We start from the raw sequence: 23,591 nt of genomic DNA, 5'->3' as shown, positions 1-23,591 counted from the left end.
CCTTAAAATTACCTTATAATTATACTGCTAACGACGCTATAAATTCACTGAGGTTTTTGGCGAGTACATGATGTGGCTTTTTACCTACATACTCTAGGCACACCTCACCTGTTTCCACTAATACCGTAACAAGTAAATCATCTTGATCAGTTAAACCAATAAAAACACTTGGCGCTTGCTTTAGCTTTCGCTTCATTAAAACATGACCCGTGATATTTTGTTGCAGTAAGTCAAAGTCATCCTCATTCCACGCTTGTAATAATTCTACTTGATGGCCATCAACGCTGGCTAAAATACTGCCAGCAAACATATGGCCATAAAACTGGCTAAGTTCATCAGGAAATTCAAGCTCTAATGCGTTAGCGAGATCAGCCAAAGAACCTGCAGGCTCTCTCACTATCGCTTGCCATTGAATCATACCGTGCTCATCGGCTGTGCCTATTTCACAAGGACTTGGCCATTGCTCATCGTGGGCGATGAGTGGCTGCTTTTGTGTATTTTTGATAGTTTTTTCACTAAAGCGTTGGTGAAGTTGGGCTAATTGCATTGCAACAGACATACTGTGAAACTCATTTAATTTAGATATAATGTCCCCATTGTAACTATTTAAGAGCAAACATGACAGATTACAGCAATTCTCCCGATCTTAAAGGCAGCGTACTTGGTCAATCTACTGAGTATGTAGATCAATACACGCCCAGCTTGCTTTTTCCTATTGCTCGCAAGCTTAATCGCGACGCGCTGAGTATTGATGAAGCCGCATTACCATTCAAAGGCCAAGATATTTGGACCGGTTACGAACTATCTTGGTTAAATACCAAAGGCAAACCACAAGTTGCGGTGGCGATATTTACTTTCGAATGTCAAAGTAGTCACATTATAGAGTCAAAGTCGTTTAAGCTTTATCTGAACAGCTTTAACCAAAGTCGCTTTGGAAGTATTGACATTGTTAAGCAACATTTAATTGAAGACTTATCAAATGCGGTAAACAGCCCGGTAAAGGTAACCTTATACAGCGCTGATGATTATAATTGTATTCCTTGCACACCGCTTCCTGGTGAGTGTATTGATGAGTTAGATATTGAAATAGATAACTACCATATTGACGCACATTCTTTAAAGTCACAAAGCGATAAAGTAGTTAGCGAAACCTTGCATAGCCACCTGCTTAAATCGAACTGTTTAATTACTTCGCAACCGGATTGGGCCAGCATTATTATTCGTTATACTGGTGAGCAAGTGTGTCGTGAGTCATTATTACGCTATTTAATTTCGTTTAGGACCCATAATGAGTTCCATGAGCAATGTGTAGAGCGTATTTACAGCGACTTAACCACTCAATTGAATATTAAAGAGCTTGAAGTTTACGCGCGCTATACGCGTCGTGGCGGCCTTGATATTAATCCATATCGCTCAACGCATTATAACGATACCCCTTTTGCGGTAAAAATAAACCGTCAATAAGCTAAACAAAAAAGGAGCCTGAGGCTCCTTTTTTTAATCGTTAAGTTGCTTAGTTGGTACAGGCATTCCACACACATCAATGTAATTATGGCTATACGCAAACCATTCCTCACTACGACTACCTCGTGCTGAAATTAACTGTTTAAATGCATCTGAGTCTGTTTTCATTACTTTAAATCGGCTGTGATCGCTGCTAACGTCGGCTAATACTTGTAAATCTGTAATAGGATTAAACTCGCTACCACCTTTAGGTGTGCGCGCTAGCTGATGAAAATGTGCCATACCTGTAAGTACTCGCCCAAATACGGTGATATTTTTGTCTAAATAACGTGGACCTTGCCCTATGGTGACAAAAAATTCCGTGCTGGCACTATTAATATCGTTGCCGCGCGCCATTGCAAATACACCATGGCAATGAATTTGCCATGTTTGATCACGTGTTTCATTTTGCGCCACCGCAAAACCATTTAAAAACCCGGTTATTGGTGCATAACCATCTCCACCCATTTCAGTGATCATAAGCGGCTTATTGGTGGTTAAATAAAACTCGGCAGGTACTGTGCTATTTTTGGTTTTAGTTAACTTTTTACCCGTGCTATCACCACCTTGAGCAACAAACCCTTCCACAAAACGATAAATATGAGTGCCCTGATAAAAGCCCTTTCGTGCCAATTTTTTAATATTAGCACTGTGTTTTGGCGCAAGCGCTGGATTGAGCTCAATATACGCGGCACCGGTAGGTAGGGTTAGTTTTAAAATATTCTCAGGGTCTACCCATCGCCATTGCTCATCTGTTGTAGATGCAATAATCTCACTACTGGTTAGGCTTTTAACCGGCGTTGCTGGCAAAGTGCTTTGCTGGACACATCCGCCGAGCAAAGCCGACGCTATAATAGTGATTACGAATTTTTTCATACCTTTTCCTTTTTATTATTGGTATTGGTATTGGTATTGGTAGATAAAGGTTAATCCCAATTGAATTTATACAGTATGTCGACATTTTGATACAGGCCACTGGTTATTTCTATATATAACTTCGACATTAGCTGATAACGCACTGCCACTTCACTGAGCGACTCAAATACCCCCACGCTATATTTAACCTGCAAACTCGGTGCTAAATAACCTGATATTTCTACCTTTGTTTGCTCGCCACTACCTTTAGAGCTTAAGCTCACATCTGACAAGCCAAACGATTCACCGACTTTAGACACTAAGCTTTCGCTTCGGCTCACTCCTTGAGAAAGTAGTAATTGAGTTAACATTGCATCCGTTGAACTGTCACCCTCTCCTAATGGTTGACCATTCAGCAAATACGCTAGGGCTTGTGCTTGGTCCATGCCCGGCTCTGAAAATACTTTTAAATTTGGTTGCTCAACACTGCCAGTTAAAGTAACACCTGCAATAACACCATCGGCGGTATTATTTGGGTTGCGAATGGCTTTAATATTTAAATGAGGCTTATCTATTGCGCCACTAAAACCAATTTGCCCGGTTCTAATTATTAAGTCTTGACCAAATGCCAAGTAAGTTCCTTCAATTAAATTAAGCTCACCAATGGCAATAATAGGTGAGTCTTGGCTCATTTTGATATCCATATCACCCACTACTTTAGACTCAAGTCCAAATGAGGCTACTCTGACATCATTTTTAACCGTTACTTTTAAATCAATATCGTAGTTAAATGGGGCTTTTTTAGTATTTTGCGTAGTTTGATCCAAAATTATTTCATCATCACTAACCTGTACAGCCCCCTCTGGCAGCTCTTCAATTTCTATTCGACCATAAGGCACTACAACATCACCTGCCAGCTTAAGTGCATTGTCAGCTAAACTTATTTTTAACTCTGGTGATACTTTAAACACCACGCCTTGTTGCGCTCTTACAAAAAACTCACTGCCGACTACATTCATATTTACAGCTGGTTGTTCACCTTGCCAATCAACATTCCCCGTTAATTTTACCTGTCCGCCTTGAGGGTCATTTAAATCTCCTTCAATGGTGGCGGTAGACTTATTAAACGCCACATTTATATTGGAGTTTTTAAGAGCTACAGGCAGTTGCTCACCTTCTAGGTTGATATTCTCAATATTTAAATTTCCCTCTAACAAGGGATCTTTAAGTGTGCCTGCTAATGCAACTTGCCCACGAATGGCGCCATTAAGCTGCTCGAACGTATTTAAAAATGGCTGTATATCAGACAATAAAATTTTATCAATTTGAATATTACCGTTAAGCGTTTGCTTATTTTGAATATCATCAATATTAACTTTAGTCGTTACTTTACCCAAAACACTCGATTCTATATTAGCTTCTATTTGGCCAACCTTAGCATCAGAAAAAGCGCTTATGTTTAGCGTTTCTATAGGTAGCTTAAATCGATCTTCTTCGTTAATAAGTACCGCGTTAAGCCCTGATGAATTTAAATTAGCGCGTAGAGTTTTAAGTGTGCCTGCTTGCCAATTAGCAGCAAAGTCTCCCGCTATATCACCACGTGTTATTACATTCTCTGGTAACCAATGTTTTAGCTCTCGCAATGCAAGATTAGCCAGTTTTACGTTAAGCTGGCCTAATTCGCGGGTTTGATTCAATCTATCAATACATAACTTACTATTACTCGATTGCCAACAATGCGCACTCACATCAAAGTCGCCCGTTTTCGAATCTATAGTTACAGCTATATCTTTAGCATTTTCAAAGCTAAGCGTTTTATCACTTACACTAATATTACTGAGTTCACCTTGCCAAATCGCGTTAGCGAGTTTGCCATTTAGTTCAAACGAAGCAGCCCCAGCATCAGCATCAATAGATGCACTCAGTTGATGATCGGTTTTATCACCACTGCCAACTATTTCCACTTTATTAATTTGATGATGCATAACGCGCGCTGAATCAAGACTAACGCTGATATCTGTTTGCCAATCGGTAGCGGTGTCTAACTGTGCTTTTAACGCCAACTTATTAATATTAATTTCATCATAAATAAACTGCTCTAGCTTTAACGCTAAATCAACTGCAGGCGTCAACCGCTCGCCTCTTATACTTAAATCTGCTTTACCATTAGCAATAAACGGAAGCTTTGCATCATCATTACTTTGCAGCGCAATAGCCCCATTAATCTGCCATTGCTGATCAACTTCGCCGGTTAAGGTTAACCTGTTTGTGCCGCTGCTAAGGTTAAATTTATTTACAGTGGCTTTAAGTTCATCATTTAAGTTAAATTGAGCAGCAAAATTAAGCGGTACATCATTTAGTAACCCGCTTAATTGGGTGTCATCCATACTTAATTTCCAGCTATTTGAACTGGTAACAAATGCCCCTTTAAACTGCCCTGAAATATCACTGGTAAGTGTGTCAGTGAGGTATTGCGCTTTTAAACTCGATAGCGCGCCGCTAAAGTTAGCACTAACCCCATTTTGCCAGTCGATATTCGCTTGGATAGTAGCTTGGCTCTCATTCGCTTTAAGGGCTAACTTTTTTAAGTGTGCTTCGCTCAGTGAGCCATTAATTTGACTGTTAAAATTCACAGTTGGATAAGCACCTAACTGACTATTACCAAATAATGATAACTGATAATCGTTAGCATTGCCTTGCGCGGTTAATTTTACGTCGGTTATCTTTAACTCTTTACTTGCTGTTTCGATAATCCACTGCTCTAAACCGCCATTAACACTAAATGGATAATTTGGTTGTTTAAGATTAGCCGTAGCAGTTAGTTCAAAAGGAAATGATTCACTGCTTTTTATATCTACATTGAGCTTTTCTAAGTCTCCGCCTATTTGCATATTGGCATTATAACCATGCCCTTTTAGACTGATATCGCCATTAATTGGTAAGCGGCCTTTAAGCTTTGCGTTAAGTGCAGTATTAAGCTGCCACTGCTGATAATTTGCAGACAATGAAACAACGTTAATCTCAGAACCTATTAGCTTCATTTGTAGCGCAATATTATTTACCACATTTTGCTGTGCATTCTGCTCCACCGTGAACTGCACAATATTAAACTGTTCTAGATAAATATTGAGTGGCGACATAAATGCGATATTAGGTAATGCTGGTAACTCTGTAATTGGGGTAGAACTGGCTGCATTTTCTCCAGGCTGCTCTTTTAACGCAATTAAAACACTCGGAATGTTCACTCTTTTAACTTGAATATCAGCACCTTGTGCCTTTGCAGCAATCTCCACATTATTAACAACTACGTTTGCACTTGTGTGATTTAACACAAACTCAGTGACCGATAAACGCTTAAGTGCAATATTAAATGGCAAACTGATTTGTTCCAACGGTTCGTTAGATGTATCAGGAGAATTAGATGACGATGCTGGTAAGTTTAGTTTTATAGACCGGGCACTTAAGTTATCAATACACATACCATCACAGTGCCACCAAAATAAATCTAGTTTAAGCTGCTGAGCATCAAGTAATAAACCGTCACGCTCAAAGCGAAAATTAAACGCATCATTATATAAAAAACGGCCGTTATTTATTTCAATTTTTAAGCCGTCAACTAACTTATTGGCGCTATAAGCAATTAGCTGGTTACCTGGAGCTGTAAAAACAACGCAAAACAATGTCACTAATACAGCAACAACTAAGGTGCTAAGTGCTGCAGTGACTTTTTTAAATACAGACATTAAATTTCCGGCCCTATGGTAATACTTAAACGAGTGCTTTTGCTTTCTTTAGTGAGTCCCCACGCATGATCTATTCTTATTGGTCCTATAGGCGTTAAATAACGAAAACCAAACCCTGCACCTATTTCAAATTGCTCAGAAAAATCATTGGTCGCCGTCCCTCCATCAACAAACAAAGCTGCTCGCCAGTTTTTGGCAAATTGGTAATTATATTCAGCAGTCGTCGCGATTAAATATTTACCGCCGATGCGATCCCCATTGTCATTTTCTGGTGAGATTGATTGATAAGCAAAGCCGCGCACACTTTGATCGCCACCAGCATAAAACCTTAATGAATATGGAACATTGTTAATATCGTCAACTAACATGGCCCCTAAGTTTGCTTTTAAAAACACAAGGTGCTTATTAAGATAAGTGCGCAACCATGCATGCTGTAATTGCACCCTAACAATATTGGTACTAGAGAGTACACTATCGAGACCAAACTCTGCCGATATAGACCACTGCTCTCCCGAATAAGGGGTGGTTCCTCCCTTCGATTGCTTTCGGGCATAACTGACACCTGGTAATAACATTTCTGTGGTGCGTTCTAGCCCGTCGCCAATCCGATAGGTTTCTTGCTCGCGCCTGATAAATGCAGTTCTTATCCATTTTTGCTCGGTGAGCCATTGCCTTTGCAACTGCGCTGTTAAAATTTCACTGTAAATATTATCGGCTAATTCATCTTCGAGCTTATAGCCTGCTGATAAACGCCATAAATCATCATTCGGATTATTAACAGGGATGGTATACGCCATAGAAATATCTTGTTGTTTTTTTGCAATATTAAGATTGCTTTCTAGGTAGTGTCCTTGCTCCGTGATCCATGGTTTACTCCACTTAAACCGTACCTTTGGACCCAATTCGGTATTGAACCCGCCACCAATTTCGTAGCTATTCCCGGGCTTATGTAATACGTCCACTTTAATAGGCACTTGGCTGTTTTTTCTAGCTGAAATATCAGCGTAAACACGCACGCTTGTAAAATAAGGAGTGCTCGATAAATCTAGGTTGTAGTCAGCAATCTTAGATGCTTTATAGTGCTCACCCATTTCAAACGGAGCTAAAGAGCGAATGTATTTTTCTGCTGGGCTTTGATTGGTAATTAACACATCACCAAAGCGATAACGCACACCACTTTCAATGGTAAAGGTAATAATAGCGCTATGTTTTTTTAATGAGACTTCAAATTTTCGGGCAGGCCATTTTGCGTCAAAGTAACCATGCTCCAACAAAACGGATTCAATTTTTTTATAGGCTGCGCTATACATTCCATGATTTAAAATGTCGCCTTGCTTTAACTCTAAACTTTCAATAACTTGCTGAATTAATGGGTCATGTTTAGCTTCCCCGTTAACGCTAATATTAAGCGTCTCAATACGGGTTGCGGAGCCGCGTTCAATAGTCGCAACAAGCTCACGCTCATCTTTATTAAAATCGATAGTCACATTTGAACTGTAATAACCTAATGCCTTTAAGCTATCTTCAACTTGCGATTTAGCGTAACGACGCAGTGAGCGCGTTGGTTTTTCACCCACTAAGGGTTTTAAATAAAGAGCAACGTTGTTTTCTAACTCTCCACTAATTCCTTTTATTTCATAATCTTCAATTTTATTGTCAGCTGCAATAGCGAAAAAGCTTAAAAATAAGCAAAAACAAATAACGGATTTTAAAAACTGATTGAACAAGTAATCATCCTTACTATGTACCCATAAAAAACAACAAATTAACGACACAATAATAGCATAGCGATAATGAGCCTAACATTAACTTAATCATTATCAGCGTCTAAAATATTAGCTGGCTCTATGCGAATCTTTTAAACCGCTTTGAGCTTAACTAAAAATTCTTGCGCTTTAATGATTTATTTTAGTTACAATAGTGCTAATGAATAAACACTAATTTATGAGTTTTAAATGCAATTTCCTGATGATGATAATGGCCAGCTTCTTGCTGAAATTTCCGCCGCCGGTGTAGATTTAAGTAAAATGCAACAAATTGATTTTTACATTTTATTTGAACAACAGGCTGATGCCGAAAAATTTGCAACTGAGATTGTAAACGATGCATTAGTGCAAACTGCTGATGTTGAGAAATGTAAAGATACCGGTGTTTGGGAGGTAATAGCCCATGTACAAATGGTTCCAGAGCATGCACTTTTAGGCCAAGCAGAACAATATATTGAAAGTATCGCTAATAGCTTAAATGGTTATGGCGATGGTTGGGGATTAGACGCAGAAGAAGTATAACCCTAATTTCATGATGAATGAGATATCCAGCTTAGCCTATCGGCTTAGCTGGTTTGCTTTTCTAAAGCTGCCTTTATAATCAAAAAGTTTATCTGCTACTTTCCAGCCATACTTTTTACTTTTTCGAGCAATCACAAAATCCGGTGGTATTAAATCAAACTGGGCTTTTATAACTTGCTCTGCACTGATAAATTCAATTGGTGACTGTCCCTGCCCTACACGCTTACCAAATTGCTTATTAAAGTAATACTGTGATCCTTTGTTTGCTAAATCAAAAACTTCATCACAACTGGCCCCGTCTTCATCAAAATAAGTAACTTTTAACAATTGCTCTTTAAGTTTAGTCACACTCAAGCCACTACAACGAAGGACTAATGCATCTTTAAGGTTTAACGCATTACGAAGCTTATCATCAGGATCGGCCATCACAGCACCACAGTCATGACATTTTCGAGCAGCAATATCATTTTGTGCGCCGCACTGCTCACACTCTTTAAAACGAAAACGATAATCGCATTGCTCGCTTACCCCATTATCGTCTTCTAATAAGCCTTGGCAACGCCTACCAAAGTGCTCAACTACTTTGCCATCAGCGTCTGTTTTACCCCAAAATATATTGGCAAAGCCACACCCAGGACACAGCACTTGCACAGGTTCATTATCACTATCGCCTTTTTTATCACCCACCTCTGGGTAAAATAAATCAAAGCCATTGCCCGCATAGTCAATTACTAAACAATCATCTTTACCCTCAGCCAATCTTAAACCTCTACCGACAATTTGCTGGTATAAACTTACTGACTCTGTGGGCCGTAAAATAGCAATAAAATCAACATGGGGAGCATCAAAGCCCGTTGTCAGTACCGATATATTCACTAAGTACTTTAATTGTTGAGCTTTAAATTGCTTAATTATTTTATCGCGCTCGCTATTAGAAGTATCTCCGGTGATCAGCGCACTTTGATTCTCGGGTAAATAAGTCATTATCTCTTGTGCATGCATAACCGTAGCAGCAAATATCATCACGCCATGGCGGTTCTCACTATATTGAATAACCTGCTGCAGAATTGTTTGAGTTGCACGGGTCGATTTTTTTAACAGCGCATTCATATCCTCATTACTATACTGCCCAAATGCATTGCTAGTTAAAGATGAGAAATCATAATGGCTAATCGCTGCATCAACCTCTTTAGGGGGAGTTAAGTAGTTATGTTTAATCATATAGCGCAAAGGTAATTCAAAAATACATCGTTTGAATGGGCTTTCCTTATTGCCACGCACAAAGCCATGGTAATGATGCTGATAAATCCAGCCTAACCCTAGTCGGTAAGGCGTCGCGGTTAAACCTAATACTTTTAATTCAGGATTGTGAGATTTAAGCGCATTAATAACTTTTCCGTACTGGCTTTTCTTTTCGCCATTTACTCTGTGACACTCATCAATAATAAGTAATGAGTAGTGCTCATTAAGTTTATCTAGATTACGCGATAACGACTGCACACTAGCAAAGGTAACTTGGTGGGTTAACGACTTCTCTTTGAGACCTGCGGAAAATATACTCGCTTGCAAGCCAAAACTTTTATACTTTTGAGCATTTTGCTCAACTAATTCTTTTACGTGCGCCAACACCAATATTTTTTGTTTAGCAATACGCGCAAGTTCAGCTATCACTAAACTTTTACCCGCCCCCGTAGGCAACACAATAACGGCAGGTTCGTTAGTTTTTCTAAAGTGTAAAACGGTGCGTTCAACCGCCTCTTTTTGGTAGGGTCTGAGGGTGTAGGTCATTTAAGGATACTGAAGATTTAATAAGTGTAATACTAACAAAAAGTTTATTACATTACGAAGACGCATTAATGATGTTTGAGAACATAAAAAATTATAGATTGCCTGATTATTTTTTAGAAAATAAAAAAGGGCTGATAAATATCAGCCCTTTTCATTATCTAAATATATTAGAAACGGATGTTTAATCCAATGTTGATACGACGACCATACACATCAAAGAACTCACCATCATCATAAGTTCCAGGATTTCTTGGTGGTGTAACGTCGAATAAGTTAGCAACACCAGCACGTAACTCAACCATATCATTAACGTTATAACGTGCATTTAGATCCCACTCAGTATAAGAAGGTACATCGTTATAATCATTATTTTCTATTGTCCACTCTCTATCAAGAACAGTAGCATGGCGGTATTTACCAACCATACCAACATATAAGTCTTCATAGCTGTAGCCAATTGTTAAATTACCTTGCCAACGTGGGTATCTAACTTCACCAACTGTCGGTGTCATTTCATAGCTTTCGCTTGAAACATCAGTATTGAACTCTCTGTGTTCTAAGTAACTTGCAAGTAAGCGAACATCAAATAAACCAAACTCTGTTTCATACTTATAGTTACCCTCTAAATCAACACCTTTCAACGCATAAGATGCTAAGTTGTATGGACCGTTACGAACAAGAGTAATATCTAGTGTTGCAGGATCACGGTCAACTAGAGCACATGCGCTGTTATCAAGGCTTGAAGCTTCATAACAGTCATTTACTACACGCTGCGCACCTAGCGAGTTTATTGCGTCTTCAACATCAAAACTCCAATAATCAGCAATCAAAGTGATATTTTCTGTTGGCGTATAAATCACACCAAATAAAGTATCATCTGATGTCTCTTCTTGTAATTCAGGGTTACCCGAGTTAACACTTGGCGGTGTAACTTGACGCCAATCCTGTGAAGGTCTCCAATCACCGTCAAGAATCCCTGGGTTAGGGATACCAGCAGCTTTACAGTTAGCAATTAAATTAGCTTTTTTAGAGTCATTAGCCGTTGCTATGCGTGTTTGATCACAAGGGTCGCCATAAGAAGCGAATGATTGAGTACCTGCAGCGTATAACTGAGATAATGATGGAGCACGAACTGATTTTGATTTTGTACCACGGAAACGAAGCTGATCGTTCATTGCATAGTTGAAACCAACTTTCCAAGCAACATTATCACCTACTGAAGAATAATCCATGTAACGTGCAGCAAGCTCTAAGCTTAGAGAGTCAACAAACGGCGCATCCACTAATAAAGGAATAGAAGTTTCAATACCGATTTCATCAACTGTAAATTCACCATCCCAAGCTTTTACAAAGTTACCAAACACTAGGTTATTTTGCATAGCAGCACCAGGCTCATTAGAACCTGTTTCTTTACGATGCTCAGCACTAAGTGCAAAAGAAACTCCACCCGCAGGCATATCAAAAGCATAACCAGAGATAACACCACCAATTACTTGTTGCTGTTTAACTTTTGAAATTGAAGCTGATGTTGTTACATAGTCTAGTGCCTCTTGCGACGCACCGTTTAAGCCAAATAGGCTTAATGGTTGACAGCCATCTAGTGCACCAAGAAGGGTTCCATCAGCGTCTCTGTTAGCACAACGAATTTCACCATCTACCATTACAGCATCAATAGCTTTATTGAAGTTTTCTTCTAAAAACTCACCATTCCAAGTTGTGTCATTTTTATTACGACCATAGCTAAAATATACTTCATAATCATATTCTTCTAATAATAAACCTTGGAATGAAAGAGTTGTATTAAATGAAGTACGATCATCTTCATAAGTACGATTACCGAAGCCTGAAGCTAACTTATATACAGTGATGTTTCTATCATCAGCATAGCCTGCATCAGCAAACTGGGCTTTAGCATCTGGGTGCCAATATGCGTTATCTGCACGAAGACTTTCAGCAAGAAATATTGGGCTACTCTCTGCGTAAGCACTTGCTTTAGAGAATGAAACCTCAAAATTCATTGAATGGTCGTCATGGTACTGATTTACCACGTTTGTAAAAACATTGAAACGGTTAAGTGGCGTTGCCAAATCTTGGTGTTCAATAAATTTGTAACCATTTGAGAACTCATCACCAAAATAGCGAAGTTGAGAGTTTGGAGCGGGCTGTGTTTTTCCACCAATCTCAAATGGTATTAGCTCACCATTGTCCCCAAAAACATATTGACCACCTGGTAAAAATGCATCACCAGCACGATCATATATACCTAACGTCTGAAGCCCAGGATTTTCAGCATAAGTTCTTGCTGGAATACCGTCTTTATCATCAACATTATCAGGGTTTAGCATTGTGTTGATAGGGTTTCTGAGGAAGTCTCGATCTTGTGCTTCTAATTGCTCTGTTTCAGAGTAAGATAAGCTTGTAATGAAGCTAGTTTTTTCGCCTTCACCACCAAAAGTGAATGAGAAAAATTCAGAACCACCGCCATTTTGCTCAGGCATAGATTTTTTGTAATTAAAATCGATAGTATCTTGAGACTTCTTCAAAATAATATTTACAACACCAGCAACGGCATCAGAACCATAAACTGCTGATGCACCACCGTGAACGATATCCATACGTTCAATCATTTCAGTCGGAATACCATTTAAGTCAACAGCTGGATTATCAACCGATGCACCTACGTAACGACGACCATTAACAAGAACAAGGGTACGACCTTCACCTAATTGACGCAAGTCAGTTGTATTAATACCTGCACCAAAAATTGTGTTTGTTGTAGTTGTTGGGGCAGAGCCAACACCTGAAGATGGAAGTTTCTGTAATAGATCAGCTACGTTTGTAATACCGGCATTCGTAAGTTCAACACCTGTTATAGTTGTAACTGGTGTTGGAGAAACTTCAGAGAAGCGCTTAATACGTGAACCCGTAACCTCAATTCTTTCTACTTTTTCTGCATTTTCTTCTTCTGCAGCAAATGTACTTGCTGAGAAAGCAGCTGTAGATGCTGCACCAAAAGCGATCGCTAAACGAACTGCTTTTGAAACTTTATTGTTTAACATGTGATTCTCCCTAGAACACTATTATATTTTTATTATTTAACAAGAAGTTTATAAACTTGCTAAGTTCCTATAATAATCCTAGATGAAGTTAAAGGTCAACACAGCATTAACAATAAAAACAAAAGTAACCAAATTTAAGTCTTTACTTTACATTCACACAATAAAAACCAAGCATTTATGACTAGACCGTATCTTTAAACTAATCAAATACAGCTACAACCGCAAAATATCATTACTAATAAATATCTTTTTCTCTAGAAGTTAATTAACAAGAAATCAAAATCATCCTGCTCTTTAGCCAATTTTTAAAATTTTTCAAAAAAAAAAGCCCATACCAAGTATGGGCTTTCATTTATTTTTGTAGCTATTTTGTTAGAACTTTAAGTTAAAGCTAACATGTACAAATCGGCCTAAGGTATCATAAAAACCAGCAACAGTATTTGCATTACTAGCAATTGTGTTACCCACCATTGGAGGCTCTTTATCGAAGATATTATTAATACCACCTGTAAATGTAACATGCTCATTGTATGAGTAAGTACCAGATAAATCGATGAAACTATAAGAACCAATCCCGCCATTTTCAACTAAAGATTTATCATCAACACCATCATAATCGATACCACCGTAATAGCGCCATTTAGCGCCTATACGCCAATCGTCACGGATGTAGTTAATATTAGAAGTATGACGCCATTTTGGTGAAGCAAAACAGTCTGAATTAATATTACCAGCACAGTCATATGCTAAAGATGAATCACCTAGGATAGGCTCAACCTCTTTCTTCATGCTGTAATAACCGTTGATGTCAAACTTCAAAGTTGCATTTTCTAGATCCATTGAATATGCAGCTGTAGCATCAATACCTTCCCATGTTCTACCACCAATATTATCGCTAAGGTTGGTTACAAAACCTGCTTGACCTAACCAAAGGCTTCCTGATGGGCTACGAGTAATGTTGTTACAGAAAAATGCATCGCCAGTTTCAGCACAGTTGTTAAGTATACGCTCAGCACCAACTTCACCTATAACTTGTTCAATCTCAATTTTGAAGTAATCTACAGAGAAGTTAAAGTTTTCAAAAGGAGAAGCTACTAAACCAATGGTAAGCGTTTCACCCTCTTCTGGTTGAAGCGCAGGATTACCACCAGCTAACTCATTGTATTGTCCAGCAGGTGACTCACCAATGTTACCGTATTGATCAGCACTTACACTAGCATTGGCACATTGACTAGCAGAGTAAGTTGGTCTGTCAGCTGCATCTGCTGCTGCTGGATCACCAGCACAACCATCTGCACCACTCCACAAACCAAGACTTTGAGCTGCGAATAGTTCACCAATATTAGGAGCACGCACAACCTTCGCAAAACTAGTTCTGAACTTGTAAGTATCTGCAAGAGTGTAATCAACACCAATTGAGTAGGTTGTGTCCGAACCAGTTGTTGAATAATCAGACCAACGTGCTGCAGTTGATACATTTAAATTATCTAATACTGGAATTTGTAACTCACCATAAACTTCGTTTACATCAATTACGCCATATAGACTTGGTGAAGGACCACCCTGACCTAATAATTGACCTTCTTCATAAACAGTATCTGATACACGCTCATAGTCTTGTTCACGACGTTCAACACCAAATACCGCACCTACAGGTAATGAAGCCGTAGGTAATGTCCAATCGAACTCACCACTAACATAACCACTGTATATAACTTGAGTAACTAAACCAGTTTGAGTACCAACACCAGCAAGTTGAGCTGCTTGTTCAGGTGTTACTCCACCAAGTTCAAATACGTTGTAATATAAACAACCATCATCTTGAGCACATTCAGTATCTACAGCACCAACACGAGGAGCTATTTTTGGTGCAAGTAAATCATTTTTATATACTGAGCTAGACGTCGTTGCAGAATAATTATAACTAACATCATATGACCAATTATCGTTTAGTTCACCTTCCATACCCGTTAAAATTCTGTATGAAGAATGTTCTAGATTATCAGAACGTGGACCACCTTCAATGTTACGTTTACCAATGTATGCAACAAACTGGTCACTTCCATCTTGGTTAAACAAACCTTGTAGCTGTTGCTTTTGAGTATCAGACAATAAAGGGTTATTGTAGTCAAATAAAATTTCATCATTATAGAACGTACCAGATTCTGCAATTTGACCTGCAGTTCTGTTATGCATAAAAGAGAATTCTAAATAAGGGCGAAAAGTATCGTTGATTTCATAATCGATAAAAGTACCCAGAGTGAAACGTTCGTTTGGTCTTAAAAAGTGATTAACTGGGGCATAGTTGTAACGATAACCATCATCTTCTCTAAACCCAGAACCATTTGGATCTAAGTATCCATAAAAGTTTTGCTTGTAATCAACTTCGCCGTCAACTACTGGGTAGATATCGAAAAATGGATTTGGAGTGGTACCAGAACCACCACAAGCTTGACCTGCTTTATCTAATGCACACGATGAGTAATCTCGAGAGCCTTGTAATAATTCAGTTTGACGGTTGTAAGTTACATAACCAACGGCATGGCCTTTGCTGCCATCAAATGCACCACCAACAGTGAAATCTATGCTGTAAGATTTGCCATCGATACCAGTGCTACCTGTATCATAGTTGAAGTCTTTTTCATCCATCAAGCCTTGGATGTATTTGTTATCATTATTATGTTGATAACCTGAAGTACCTACGTTGAGTGAAATACCTTCAAACTGGTCGTCCATCACAAAGTTAACAACACCAGCAACAGCATCAGCACCATATATAGCCGCAGCACCACCAGTAAGAACATCTACTCGCTTAATCAACGATGAAGGGATTTGGTTTATATCTGCAACCTGAGAGGTAATACTACCCGCTTGCATTCTTCGGCCGTTAATTAGTACTAATGTTCTATTTGAACCTAAACCACGTAGATCTACAGTCGCAGTACCTGTGGCGCCATTGGCTAAAAATGAACTTTCAGCAGCTTCAATTTGTGGCAACTGATTCAAGATATCTTCCACACGAGTGAAACCGCTTAATTTAATCTCTTCAGCAGTCATTACAGTGACTGGACTAGAAGTTTCTAGGTCTGTACGCTTAATACGAGAACCTGTAACTTGAATACGTTCAACTTTTTCAAGACCTTCCTCTGCAGCTGTTGTGCTTGCAGAAAATGCAGCTGTTGATACTGCACCAAAAGCAATCGCTAAGCGAACTGCTTTTGAAACTTTATTATTTAACATTTGATTCTCCCTAGAATACCATTATGTTTTTTATATTTAACAAATCACCAACACAAGTTGCGTTAATTTGATGATCATAGCCTTATGATAATGCTTACAACGAGGAGCGGTCAACATATAATTAACAATAAATAAACCATGTGAAATAAATAAGACACACTTGACGATAAAAAATTAACATGGTGGTGATTTTATATATAAAGACAATAATTAAATTCACACCTAAACCCCACAAAAATAACTATTTCATAAATTGCAATAAATTTATCGTTGATTACTATTCAATTAAAGCTTTCCTATTTTTATACTAAAACAATGAAGCTTGAGTAGATTCAGTTGGTGTGTTTAATGCGCTTAATATCATTTGCGCAACAGGGTCGAGTTGTCTTTGGATGTACAGCGGGTAGTTCAGAGTGTTTTTACCGGTATAAAGCTCAGCGCCGGATACTGCGTAAACATATTCGATTACTTGCCCGCGTTTTATTTCAAACTCAGGATGGCTCGCTTTGTGTTTTTTAACTGCTTGAACGTGAGGTGGGATATTTTTAATATAATCGTTGAGGTGCTGCCCTAAACGCTTTCTATATACTAATTTACGGTCAAACTCACCATTATAAAGCTTTTGAGTGTAGCTATTTATAATATCGTGCAGTTGCTGTATTTCGAAGTTGTCGGTAAATAATGTCTCGAATAACTGTGTTTGAAACTCTTGTGCAAACTCAGTCCAATCGCTACGTACTGTTTCCATACCTTTAAATACAAGTTTTTTCTCATTATTTTTAGTTACTTGCCCCACATAACGTTTTTTAGAACCTGTTTTTTTACCTCGTATAGTTGGCATAAAAAACGGACTGTAATGGGTTTCAAATTCAATTTCCAAATAGCTTTTTAAGTCATAACGCTGCTTTAATTCTACTTGCCACTTTTCGTTGATATGTCGAACAAGTTGGCAGCCAATTTCGTTACATTGCTCAGGGCTTTTATCTTCACTAAGTTTTACAAACGTAGAGTCGGTATCACCATATATCACCTCAAAGCCTTGCACTTCTATCCATTTACGAGTTGTTTGCATTATTTCATGGCCACGTAAAGTGATAGAACTCGATAAGCGCGGGTCGTAAAACCGACAGCCTTTAGAGCCGAGTACACCATATAAACTATTCATAATAATTTTAATCGCTTGCGAGAGCATGGGTTGATTAGTATCTTTGGCTTCTTGGCGAGTTTGTGTCAGGTGCTCAATTAATTTAGGTAGGTGGTGCTGCGTTCTTGAAAATAATGCCTGATTAAATCCTTCAACCGCATGCTCTGGTGCGTTTAACCCTGCGATTAAACCTAACGGGTCAATACAAAACGTACGCATAATTGAAGGGTATAAGCTTTTAAAATCAAGTACCAAAACGTTTTTAAAAAGCCCTGGGGTCGACTCCATCACATAGCCACCAGGGCTTTCAAAAGATAGCCCATGATCGCCTAAGTTGGGAGCAACATAACCACTGCGATGTAATAACGGTAAATATAAATTAGTAAATGCAGCAACCGAGCCACCCATACGCTCAAGTTCGAGCCCGGTGATTTGAGTTCTGACTATGGCAAATTCAAATAACTTTAATTTTTCGAAAATTTGATTAACTAAAATACAATCTTTGCGGTTGTAAGCAGCAAGAGCGAGCTTATCTTCATTAAATTGACGAACAATTTCTGTTAATCGGTTATCGGTTTTTATTAATTTAGACTCGTTAAGCACACGCTCTGCAACATTGGCTAACGAAAAGCTGTCAAATCGATAAGTTGCATTTTTTAAAGTATCAATGCCATCAATGACGCACCGCCCAGGAAGCGTTAATCGGGTGTAATGGCCTTTATTAATATACAAAGGTTGATTATCTCGGCCAAAGTTAAGGGTAAGTCCTAACGCCTCTGCGCGTTCTTGCAATAAACTAAAGTCAAAATCAATAACATTCCAACCAATAATAACATCAGGATCGTTATTTATAATGTACTGCTGCAGCTTGGTGAGTAGGTTAATTTCGTCATAGCACCAGTCTATTTCAAATGTCGAGTCGCTCTGCAGCTGCTGCTCACCTATCATCAATACACAATCTAAACCATTTCCCACCAGTGCAACACTAAATAACACCCCGTCGCCATTGCATTCTATATCCAAAGAAACAGACTTAAGCGTTGGCGTATACTCGGTGTTTGCTTTTAGCTTTGCATCACTAATTTCAATAAAGCCGTTTTGAGCTTTGGCGTTACCGGTTACCCATACACCTCCTTTAATAAAGCGCTCCATTAAAAAGCGATCACTGTGGCGCACATCGGCTTCGTAAATTGGCATTACTTGCTCTAAAAGAGCTCTTGCAGTGTATAGGCTTTTTATATCGTTAAAGTAACAGGCAACACTCTCGCTACCACTAAAGTGACAAAGCTCAACATTATTAAACTGGACGTTAACACTCGCCTTAGTCAACAAGGTATTCGCTGCCTGCTGCTGTGCTAATGGGATGAAGAATACCGCTTGCTGGTTTTCAATCGTCACTTTTATCGGGCCCTGATCAGAGCTTAGCCAGTAACACAAAGTAATACCTTGTGCATTTTTAGCCCCGTATTGTTGCCTTGATAAAATAAAGCCCTGATAGATTGCTTGTGTCAATGTTCGATCCCACTTAATATATACACTGTAATTATATACATATTTTAGGTTAATCATCACATGCTATCGAGCTCACTTAAAAAAACAATTAGACAAGTACACCAGCATGTTGCAAATAACCTAATCGATTACCGCCCTCGCAGTAGTCAAAACTATTTAGTTGCTGAAATCGCCAAAACATTAGCCGGTGAATACCATAAAAAGCAACGTATTTGTGTTATTGAAGCAGGCACAGGTACCGGCAAGTCATTAGCATACTGCCTAGGCGCTCTACCGCTGGCATTAGCACAAAAAAAGAAACTGGTTATTTCTACAGCTACTGTTGCTTTGCAAGAGCAATTAATCGCTAAAGAACTGCCGTTTTTTAAAAAGCACTCAGGGCTCGATTTTAAATTTGATTTAGTAAAAGGCCGCCAACGTTATATTTGCGCTCACAAACTTCATAATGCGCTGAACAGCGATAGCCAAACTCAAATGGAATTTATGCCTACCCTTACATCGCCACTAAGTGATATGGAAACTAAGTGCTTAAAGCAACTTTACGATGCCTATATCAATAAAAAATGGCAAGGTGATAGAGACAGCTGGGCCGATACCATTCCTGATAGAGTATGGGGGCTCATTGCTTGCGATAAGCATGCTTGCCAACGCCAGATGAAAGCACACCAAACATGTCCTTTTCAACTGGCTCGCCAGCAGTTAATGCAAATGGATGTATTGGTTATAAACCATTCGTTACTGTTAGCTGATTTAGATTTAGGGGGCGGAAAAATTTTACCCGAGCCCGACAATACCATTTATGTAATCGATGAAGCGCATCATCTTGCGCATATTACCCGCGACTTTTCATCTGCTGCAGCTACCATAAAAGGCACGATAGATTGGCTCGACAAACTCACTAAATTTAGTGGCAAAATGGCCAAAGTGTTAGTGGGGCAAAAAGGTATTGGGCAAAACTTTAAGTTATGCGATAGCGTTAACGATGCTAACAAAGATTTAAAAGTAGTCCGCGATATTCTCGACAACGCCGATTTTGAATATTCAAAAGACGATACCTATCGCTTTGAACATGGTGAAATTCCTAAATCGCTACATGCGAAGGCAAAAGACATTAGTGAGGCTACGCTTGATGCTTTACGCTGTTTGAATAAAATGCACGATACCCTCACACAAGATGTAAGCGACGGTGATATTAAACCTTATGTTGCCGACCCCATTCTGGCTGAAAGTGGGCAATACATAAACCGGTTAGAACAACTTAATAAATTATGGTTTAGTTACGCTACTAAAGGCGAAGGCACGCCGCATGCGCGTTGGATAAAACGACTTGAATATAAAAGCCATCATGATCACTTGCTTAGCGACTGCCCCATTGAGGTCGGTTACTATTTAAAAGACAAGCTCTGGAGCGAATGTGCTGGAGCCGTGCTATGTTCTGCTACCTTGAGCGCACTAGGCTCATTTGATCATTTTGCCTATGAAAGTGGCCTTGCTAAAGAAGAAGGGGTAAAGTTTATTAAAGTCCCCTCCCCGTTTGACTACCCAAAACAAGCCACTCTGCGTATTCCGACGTCAAGCATAGAGCCAACAGATAAAGAATTTAGCGATCATATTGCTAAAACATTACCCGAGTATCTAAACACTAAAAAAGCCAACTTAGTGTTATTTGCCTCTTACTGGCAAATGGACCATGTAAGTAAATTCCTTAGAACAAAAGGATTTAACTTATTAGTACAAGGTGAAATGTCACGAGAAGCTTTACTCAAATTACACACTAAAAATATTGATGAAGGCAAAGGCAGTATTTTATTTGGCACCCAAAGCCTTTCTGAAGGACTTGATTTACCTGGTAAATATTTAGAAAACCTAATTATTACAAAAATTCCATTTGCGGTGCCCACCTCGCCTATCGAAGAAGCACAAGCGGAGTTTGTGCAAAGTAAAGGCGGTAATCCGTTTTTATCTATAACCGTGCCAGACGCAGCAAAGAAATTGGTACAAAGCTGTGGTAGACTGCTGCGCAAAGAAAGTGATATTGGCACAATAACTATTTTAGATAGACGCTTAATCACCAAACGATATGGCAAAGCCATGCTCGACACCTTACCACCTTTTAAAAGACAAATAGATTACTGATGTTTGAACTTGCACTCGATCCAACAACTTGGGCTATTTTATGTGGCGTTGCACTTTTAGCGGGCTTTATTGATGCTATTGCTGGCGGTGGTGGTTTACTCACTGTACCGGCACTGTTAACGGCGGGATTACCTCCTCATTTAACGCTTGGCACTAATAAATTGGCCGCCAGTTTTGGCTCGTTAACGGCCAGTATCACCTATTATAAAAAACAGTTATTTAACCCACGATTTTGGTTTGCTTCTATTATGGCTACCGCCATAGGTGCTTTGTTAGGCACACTCATTGTTGATCATTTAAGCATTGAATTTTTAAATAAGCTCTTACCCATTATTATTATTTTAGTGGCTTGCTACAGCTTGTTTGGTAATTTAAGTACCACACAAAGCGACGACCTACCTGAATTAACCCGCGCAATAAAAATTAAACAGTGGCTACAAGGGTTAAGCCTAGGCTTTTTTGATGGTTTGGCGGGGCCTGGAACGGGAACTTTTTGGACTGCCTCAAACGGTATGCTTTATAAAATGAGTTTGCTACTTAATTGTGGTTTGGCGCGTTCAATGAATTTTGTTTCTAACTTTATCTCGCTGATCACCTTTGTTGCACTTGGCCATGTTAACTTTTTACTGGGAATTACAATGGGCTTCTTTATCATGCTTGGTGCATGGTTTGGCGCACATTCAGCGATTCGTTTTGGGAGTAAATTTATTCGTCCAGTATTTAATACTATGGTTATACTTTTAGCATTAAAACTAATTTACGAGGCATACTTTTAATATGCAATCTGCTGCTTTAGACAAACTACGCCAACAAGTTGCCACGCTTAAGCAACAGGCAGAGCAATTCGACAAAGCAAAGCTCTTTTCTAAAAACCGTTATATGCAGGCACAGCCGAGCCTATTTGACAGAGCCGTGTTTAGCACCAAAAGTATGAACTTAGCCGACTACGTAGTAGAAATAGAAGATGAAATAGCTAGCCTACCACCGAGCGAACACCGCCATGCTTACACCTATGCACTTGAGCGTATTGCCAGTCAGGTACAAGCGGTATTTAATGTTATTAAATCGACCCCTATTTGGGTGAAAGAAAATAAAAGTCATTATAAGCCTCGTGCTAAACAGCCTGTTTATAAACAAGCGGTGCAAAAAATCATGCAATCATCCCACGAATTATATGATGAACTTAAACAAAACCATGAATTTGAACGTCGCCTAGTACTGATGATTGAAGAGCGTAAACTGCAAATGGAAAAAGCATCGCCTGCGCAAGCACAAAAGCTTAACCAAGAAATTTTAACTACTCATGCACGACTCGGCCGTTGTAGAAAAGCAATTTCTGCCACCGAAGACAAAATTCAACAAGTAGAAAAACAACAGCTACGCTAATGCAGCTTTTTTATCACCCTCTCTACTCTGCTTTAACGCTCCCTGAGCGCCATCGATTTCCAATTAAAAAGTATCAACAGCTCAAGCATGAAGTTGAACGTTTAGGCTATACGCGGTTTATATCGCCTTCGCCAGCAACTAAAGCGCAGTTAAGCTTATGCCATAGCTCAGATTATATTGCTGACTTTTTAAACGGGTCGTTAACTGACAAAGCGGTTAAAAAAATGGGATTTCCTCACTCTTATAAACTTGTTGAGCGAACTCTTTACTCTGTTGGTGCCAGTATTCAAGCCGCTGAAACAGCACTTGAAAGTGGTTTAGCGGCTAATTTAAGTGGCGGCTATCACCATGCTTACAGCAATTACGGCAGTGGCTTTTGTATTTTTAATGATTTAGCCATTGCGGCAGCGCATCTTATTTCAACAGAGCAAGCCGACACTGTATTAATATTTGATTGTGACGTACACCAAGGTGACGGTACCGCGCAAATAACCCAACAGCACGAGCAGATAATTAGTTGCTCAATTCACTGTGAACAAAACTTTCCTCGGCAAAAACAGTACTCAAACTATGACTTTGGCTTACCTGCAAACACCACCGATGCAGAGTATTTAACAACACTAGACCAAGCTCTTGAGTTATGTGTTCGCCTCCACCAGCCCGATATTATTTTATATAATGCGGGCGCCGATATTTATACCAAGGACGAACTCGGCTTATTTGATGTTTCCTTAGCTGGTATATATGAGCGCGACTTTGCTGTTCTTAACTTTTGCAAGCAGCGGAACATACCGCTTATGTGCGTTTTAGGTGGCGGTTATCAACGTAACATCAACAATTTAGTTAGTGTTCATAAGCAACTATTTAAAGCGGCTCTCGATTTATAACAATCCTTGGTATAGACTCATTACAGACAATAAAAAAGAGTGACAGGAAT

Annotated in this window: 14 protein-coding genes; 6 read left to right on the top strand and 8 right to left on the bottom strand. The window is 39.1% G+C overall.

From position 1 onward, the window contains the following. Nucleotides 1–19: 19 nt before the first annotated feature. On the bottom strand, nucleotides 20–559 hold the full coding sequence (gene syd, locus CWB77_RS10995) for a SecY-interacting protein (protein ID WP_010388242.1): 540 nt from the start codon (nucleotides 557–559) through the stop codon (nucleotides 20–22). 59 nt (nucleotides 560–618) lie between these two features. Here syd and queF point away from each other — a divergent pair, with 59 nt between their 5' ends. After that, entirely contained in the window at nucleotides 619–1,464 is an 846-nt protein-coding gene (queF, locus tag CWB77_RS10990; protein WP_138622728.1) for an NADPH-dependent 7-cyano-7-deazaguanine reductase QueF, read from the top strand. Between the two features lie 33 nt (nucleotides 1,465–1,497). Here the strand turns inward: queF and CWB77_RS10985 are convergent, their stop codons facing one another. From CWB77_RS10985 to CWB77_RS10975, 3 genes are read right to left on the bottom strand one after another with little or no spacing between them, the layout of a single operon-like run. Further along, on the bottom strand, nucleotides 1,498–2,379 hold the full coding sequence (locus CWB77_RS10985) for a peptidylprolyl isomerase (RefSeq protein ID WP_138622726.1): 882 nt from the start codon (nucleotides 2,377–2,379) through the stop codon (nucleotides 1,498–1,500). A 50-nt stretch (nucleotides 2,380–2,429) separates the two neighbouring features. Then, entirely contained in the window at nucleotides 2,430–6,101 is a 3,672-nt protein-coding gene (gene tamB / locus CWB77_RS10980; RefSeq protein ID WP_138622724.1) for an autotransporter assembly complex protein TamB, read from the bottom strand. Then, entirely contained in the window at nucleotides 6,101–7,828 is a 1,728-nt protein-coding gene (locus CWB77_RS10975) for an autotransporter assembly complex protein TamA (RefSeq protein WP_138622722.1), read from the bottom strand. Before CWB77_RS10975 ends, tamB begins: the two co-directional genes overlap by 1 nt. Nucleotides 7,829–8,056: 228 nt before the next feature. Here CWB77_RS10975 and CWB77_RS10970 point away from each other — a divergent pair, with 228 nt between their 5' ends. Next, on the top strand, nucleotides 8,057–8,389 hold the full coding sequence (locus tag CWB77_RS10970) for a ribonuclease E inhibitor RraB (RefSeq protein WP_010388233.1): 333 nt from the start codon (nucleotides 8,057–8,059) through the stop codon (nucleotides 8,387–8,389). Between the two features lie 36 nt (nucleotides 8,390–8,425). Here CWB77_RS10970 and radD read toward each other — a convergent pair whose 3' ends face one another. From radD to CWB77_RS10950, 4 genes are all read right to left on the bottom strand, one after another. After that, nucleotides 8,426–10,177 carry a DNA repair helicase RadD gene (gene radD / locus CWB77_RS10965; RefSeq protein WP_138622720.1) on the bottom strand — a complete coding sequence of 584 codons (1,752 nt, stop codon included), beginning with the start codon at nucleotides 10,175–10,177 and terminating at the stop codon, nucleotides 8,426–8,428. A 167-nt stretch (nucleotides 10,178–10,344) separates the two neighbouring features. Further along, complete coding sequence (locus CWB77_RS10960) at nucleotides 10,345–13,236, bottom strand: TonB-dependent receptor plug domain-containing protein (RefSeq protein WP_055012782.1); 2,892 nt, start codon at nucleotides 13,234–13,236, stop codon at nucleotides 10,345–10,347. Nucleotides 13,237–13,608: 372 nt separating this feature from the next. Beyond that, on the bottom strand, nucleotides 13,609–16,476 hold the full coding sequence (locus tag CWB77_RS10955; RefSeq protein ID WP_010388230.1) for a TonB-dependent receptor domain-containing protein: 2,868 nt from the start codon (nucleotides 16,474–16,476) through the stop codon (nucleotides 13,609–13,611). Nucleotides 16,477–16,783: 307 nt separating this feature from the next. After that, the gene (locus CWB77_RS10950) at nucleotides 16,784–19,132 is read right to left on the bottom strand and encodes a DNA polymerase II (RefSeq protein ID WP_138622718.1); all 2,349 of its coding nucleotides are present in this window, start codon (nucleotides 19,130–19,132) and stop codon (nucleotides 16,784–16,786) included. 60 nt (nucleotides 19,133–19,192) lie between these two features. On the opposite strand from CWB77_RS10950, the gene dinG reads away from it, so the two are divergent. From dinG to CWB77_RS10930, 4 genes are read left to right on the top strand one after another with little or no spacing between them, the layout of a single operon-like run. After that, nucleotides 19,193–21,268, top strand: a complete 2,076-nt coding sequence (gene dinG / locus CWB77_RS10945; protein WP_138622716.1) for an ATP-dependent DNA helicase DinG — start codon at nucleotides 19,193–19,195, stop codon at nucleotides 21,266–21,268. After that, nucleotides 21,268–22,044 carry a TSUP family transporter gene (locus CWB77_RS10940; protein WP_138605008.1) on the top strand — a complete coding sequence of 259 codons (777 nt, stop codon included), beginning with the start codon at nucleotides 21,268–21,270 and terminating at the stop codon, nucleotides 22,042–22,044. The genes dinG and CWB77_RS10940 overlap by 1 nt, the downstream gene beginning before the upstream one ends. A 1-nt stretch (nucleotide 22,045) precedes the next feature. Next, the gene (locus CWB77_RS10935) at nucleotides 22,046–22,654 is read left to right on the top strand and encodes a primosomal replication protein (RefSeq protein ID WP_054202432.1); all 609 of its coding nucleotides are present in this window, start codon (nucleotides 22,046–22,048) and stop codon (nucleotides 22,652–22,654) included. Beyond that, nucleotides 22,654–23,541: a histone deacetylase family protein gene (locus CWB77_RS10930; RefSeq protein WP_138622714.1), complete on the top strand. Its 888-nt coding sequence runs from the start codon at nucleotides 22,654–22,656 to the stop codon at nucleotides 23,539–23,541. Before CWB77_RS10935 ends, CWB77_RS10930 begins: the two co-directional genes overlap by 1 nt. The last annotated feature ends 50 nt before the right edge of the window (nucleotides 23,542–23,591 follow it).

Source organism: Pseudoalteromonas sp. S1610, assembly GCF_005887465.1.
In the GTDB taxonomy this organism is placed as follows: Bacteria; Pseudomonadota; Gammaproteobacteria; order Enterobacterales; family Alteromonadaceae; genus Pseudoalteromonas; species Pseudoalteromonas undina.
This window is presented reverse-complemented; position numbering and strand designations above follow the sequence as displayed.

Coding starts and splice junctions, on each gene's coding strand:
- CWB77_RS10970 (WP_010388233.1), top strand. CDS start 8,057: ATGCAATTTCCTGATGATGATAATGGCCAGCTTCTTGCTGAAATTTCC.
- dinG (WP_138622716.1), top strand. CDS start 19,193: ATGCTATCGAGCTCACTTAAAAAAACAATTAGACAAGTACACCAGCAT.
- tamB (WP_138622724.1), bottom strand. CDS start 6,101: ATGTCTGTATTTAAAAAAGTCACTGCAGCACTTAGCACCTTAGTTGTT.
- radD (WP_138622720.1), bottom strand. CDS start 10,177: ATGACCTACACCCTCAGACCCTACCAAAAAGAGGCGGTTGAACGCACC.
- queF (WP_138622728.1), top strand. CDS start 619: ATGACAGATTACAGCAATTCTCCCGATCTTAAAGGCAGCGTACTTGGT.
- syd (WP_010388242.1), bottom strand. CDS start 559: ATGTCTGTTGCAATGCAATTAGCCCAACTTCACCAACGCTTTAGTGAA.
- CWB77_RS10960 (WP_055012782.1), bottom strand. CDS start 13,236: ATGTTAAACAATAAAGTTTCAAAAGCAGTTCGTTTAGCGATCGCTTTT.
- CWB77_RS10930 (WP_138622714.1), top strand. CDS start 22,654: ATGCAGCTTTTTTATCACCCTCTCTACTCTGCTTTAACGCTCCCTGAG.
- CWB77_RS10940 (WP_138605008.1), top strand. CDS start 21,268: ATGTTTGAACTTGCACTCGATCCAACAACTTGGGCTATTTTATGTGGC.
- CWB77_RS10985 (WP_138622726.1), bottom strand. CDS start 2,379: ATGAAAAAATTCGTAATCACTATTATAGCGTCGGCTTTGCTCGGCGGA.
- CWB77_RS10935 (WP_054202432.1), top strand. CDS start 22,046: ATGCAATCTGCTGCTTTAGACAAACTACGCCAACAAGTTGCCACGCTT.
- CWB77_RS10955 (WP_010388230.1), bottom strand. CDS start 16,476: ATGTTAAATAATAAAGTTTCAAAAGCAGTTCGCTTAGCGATTGCTTTT.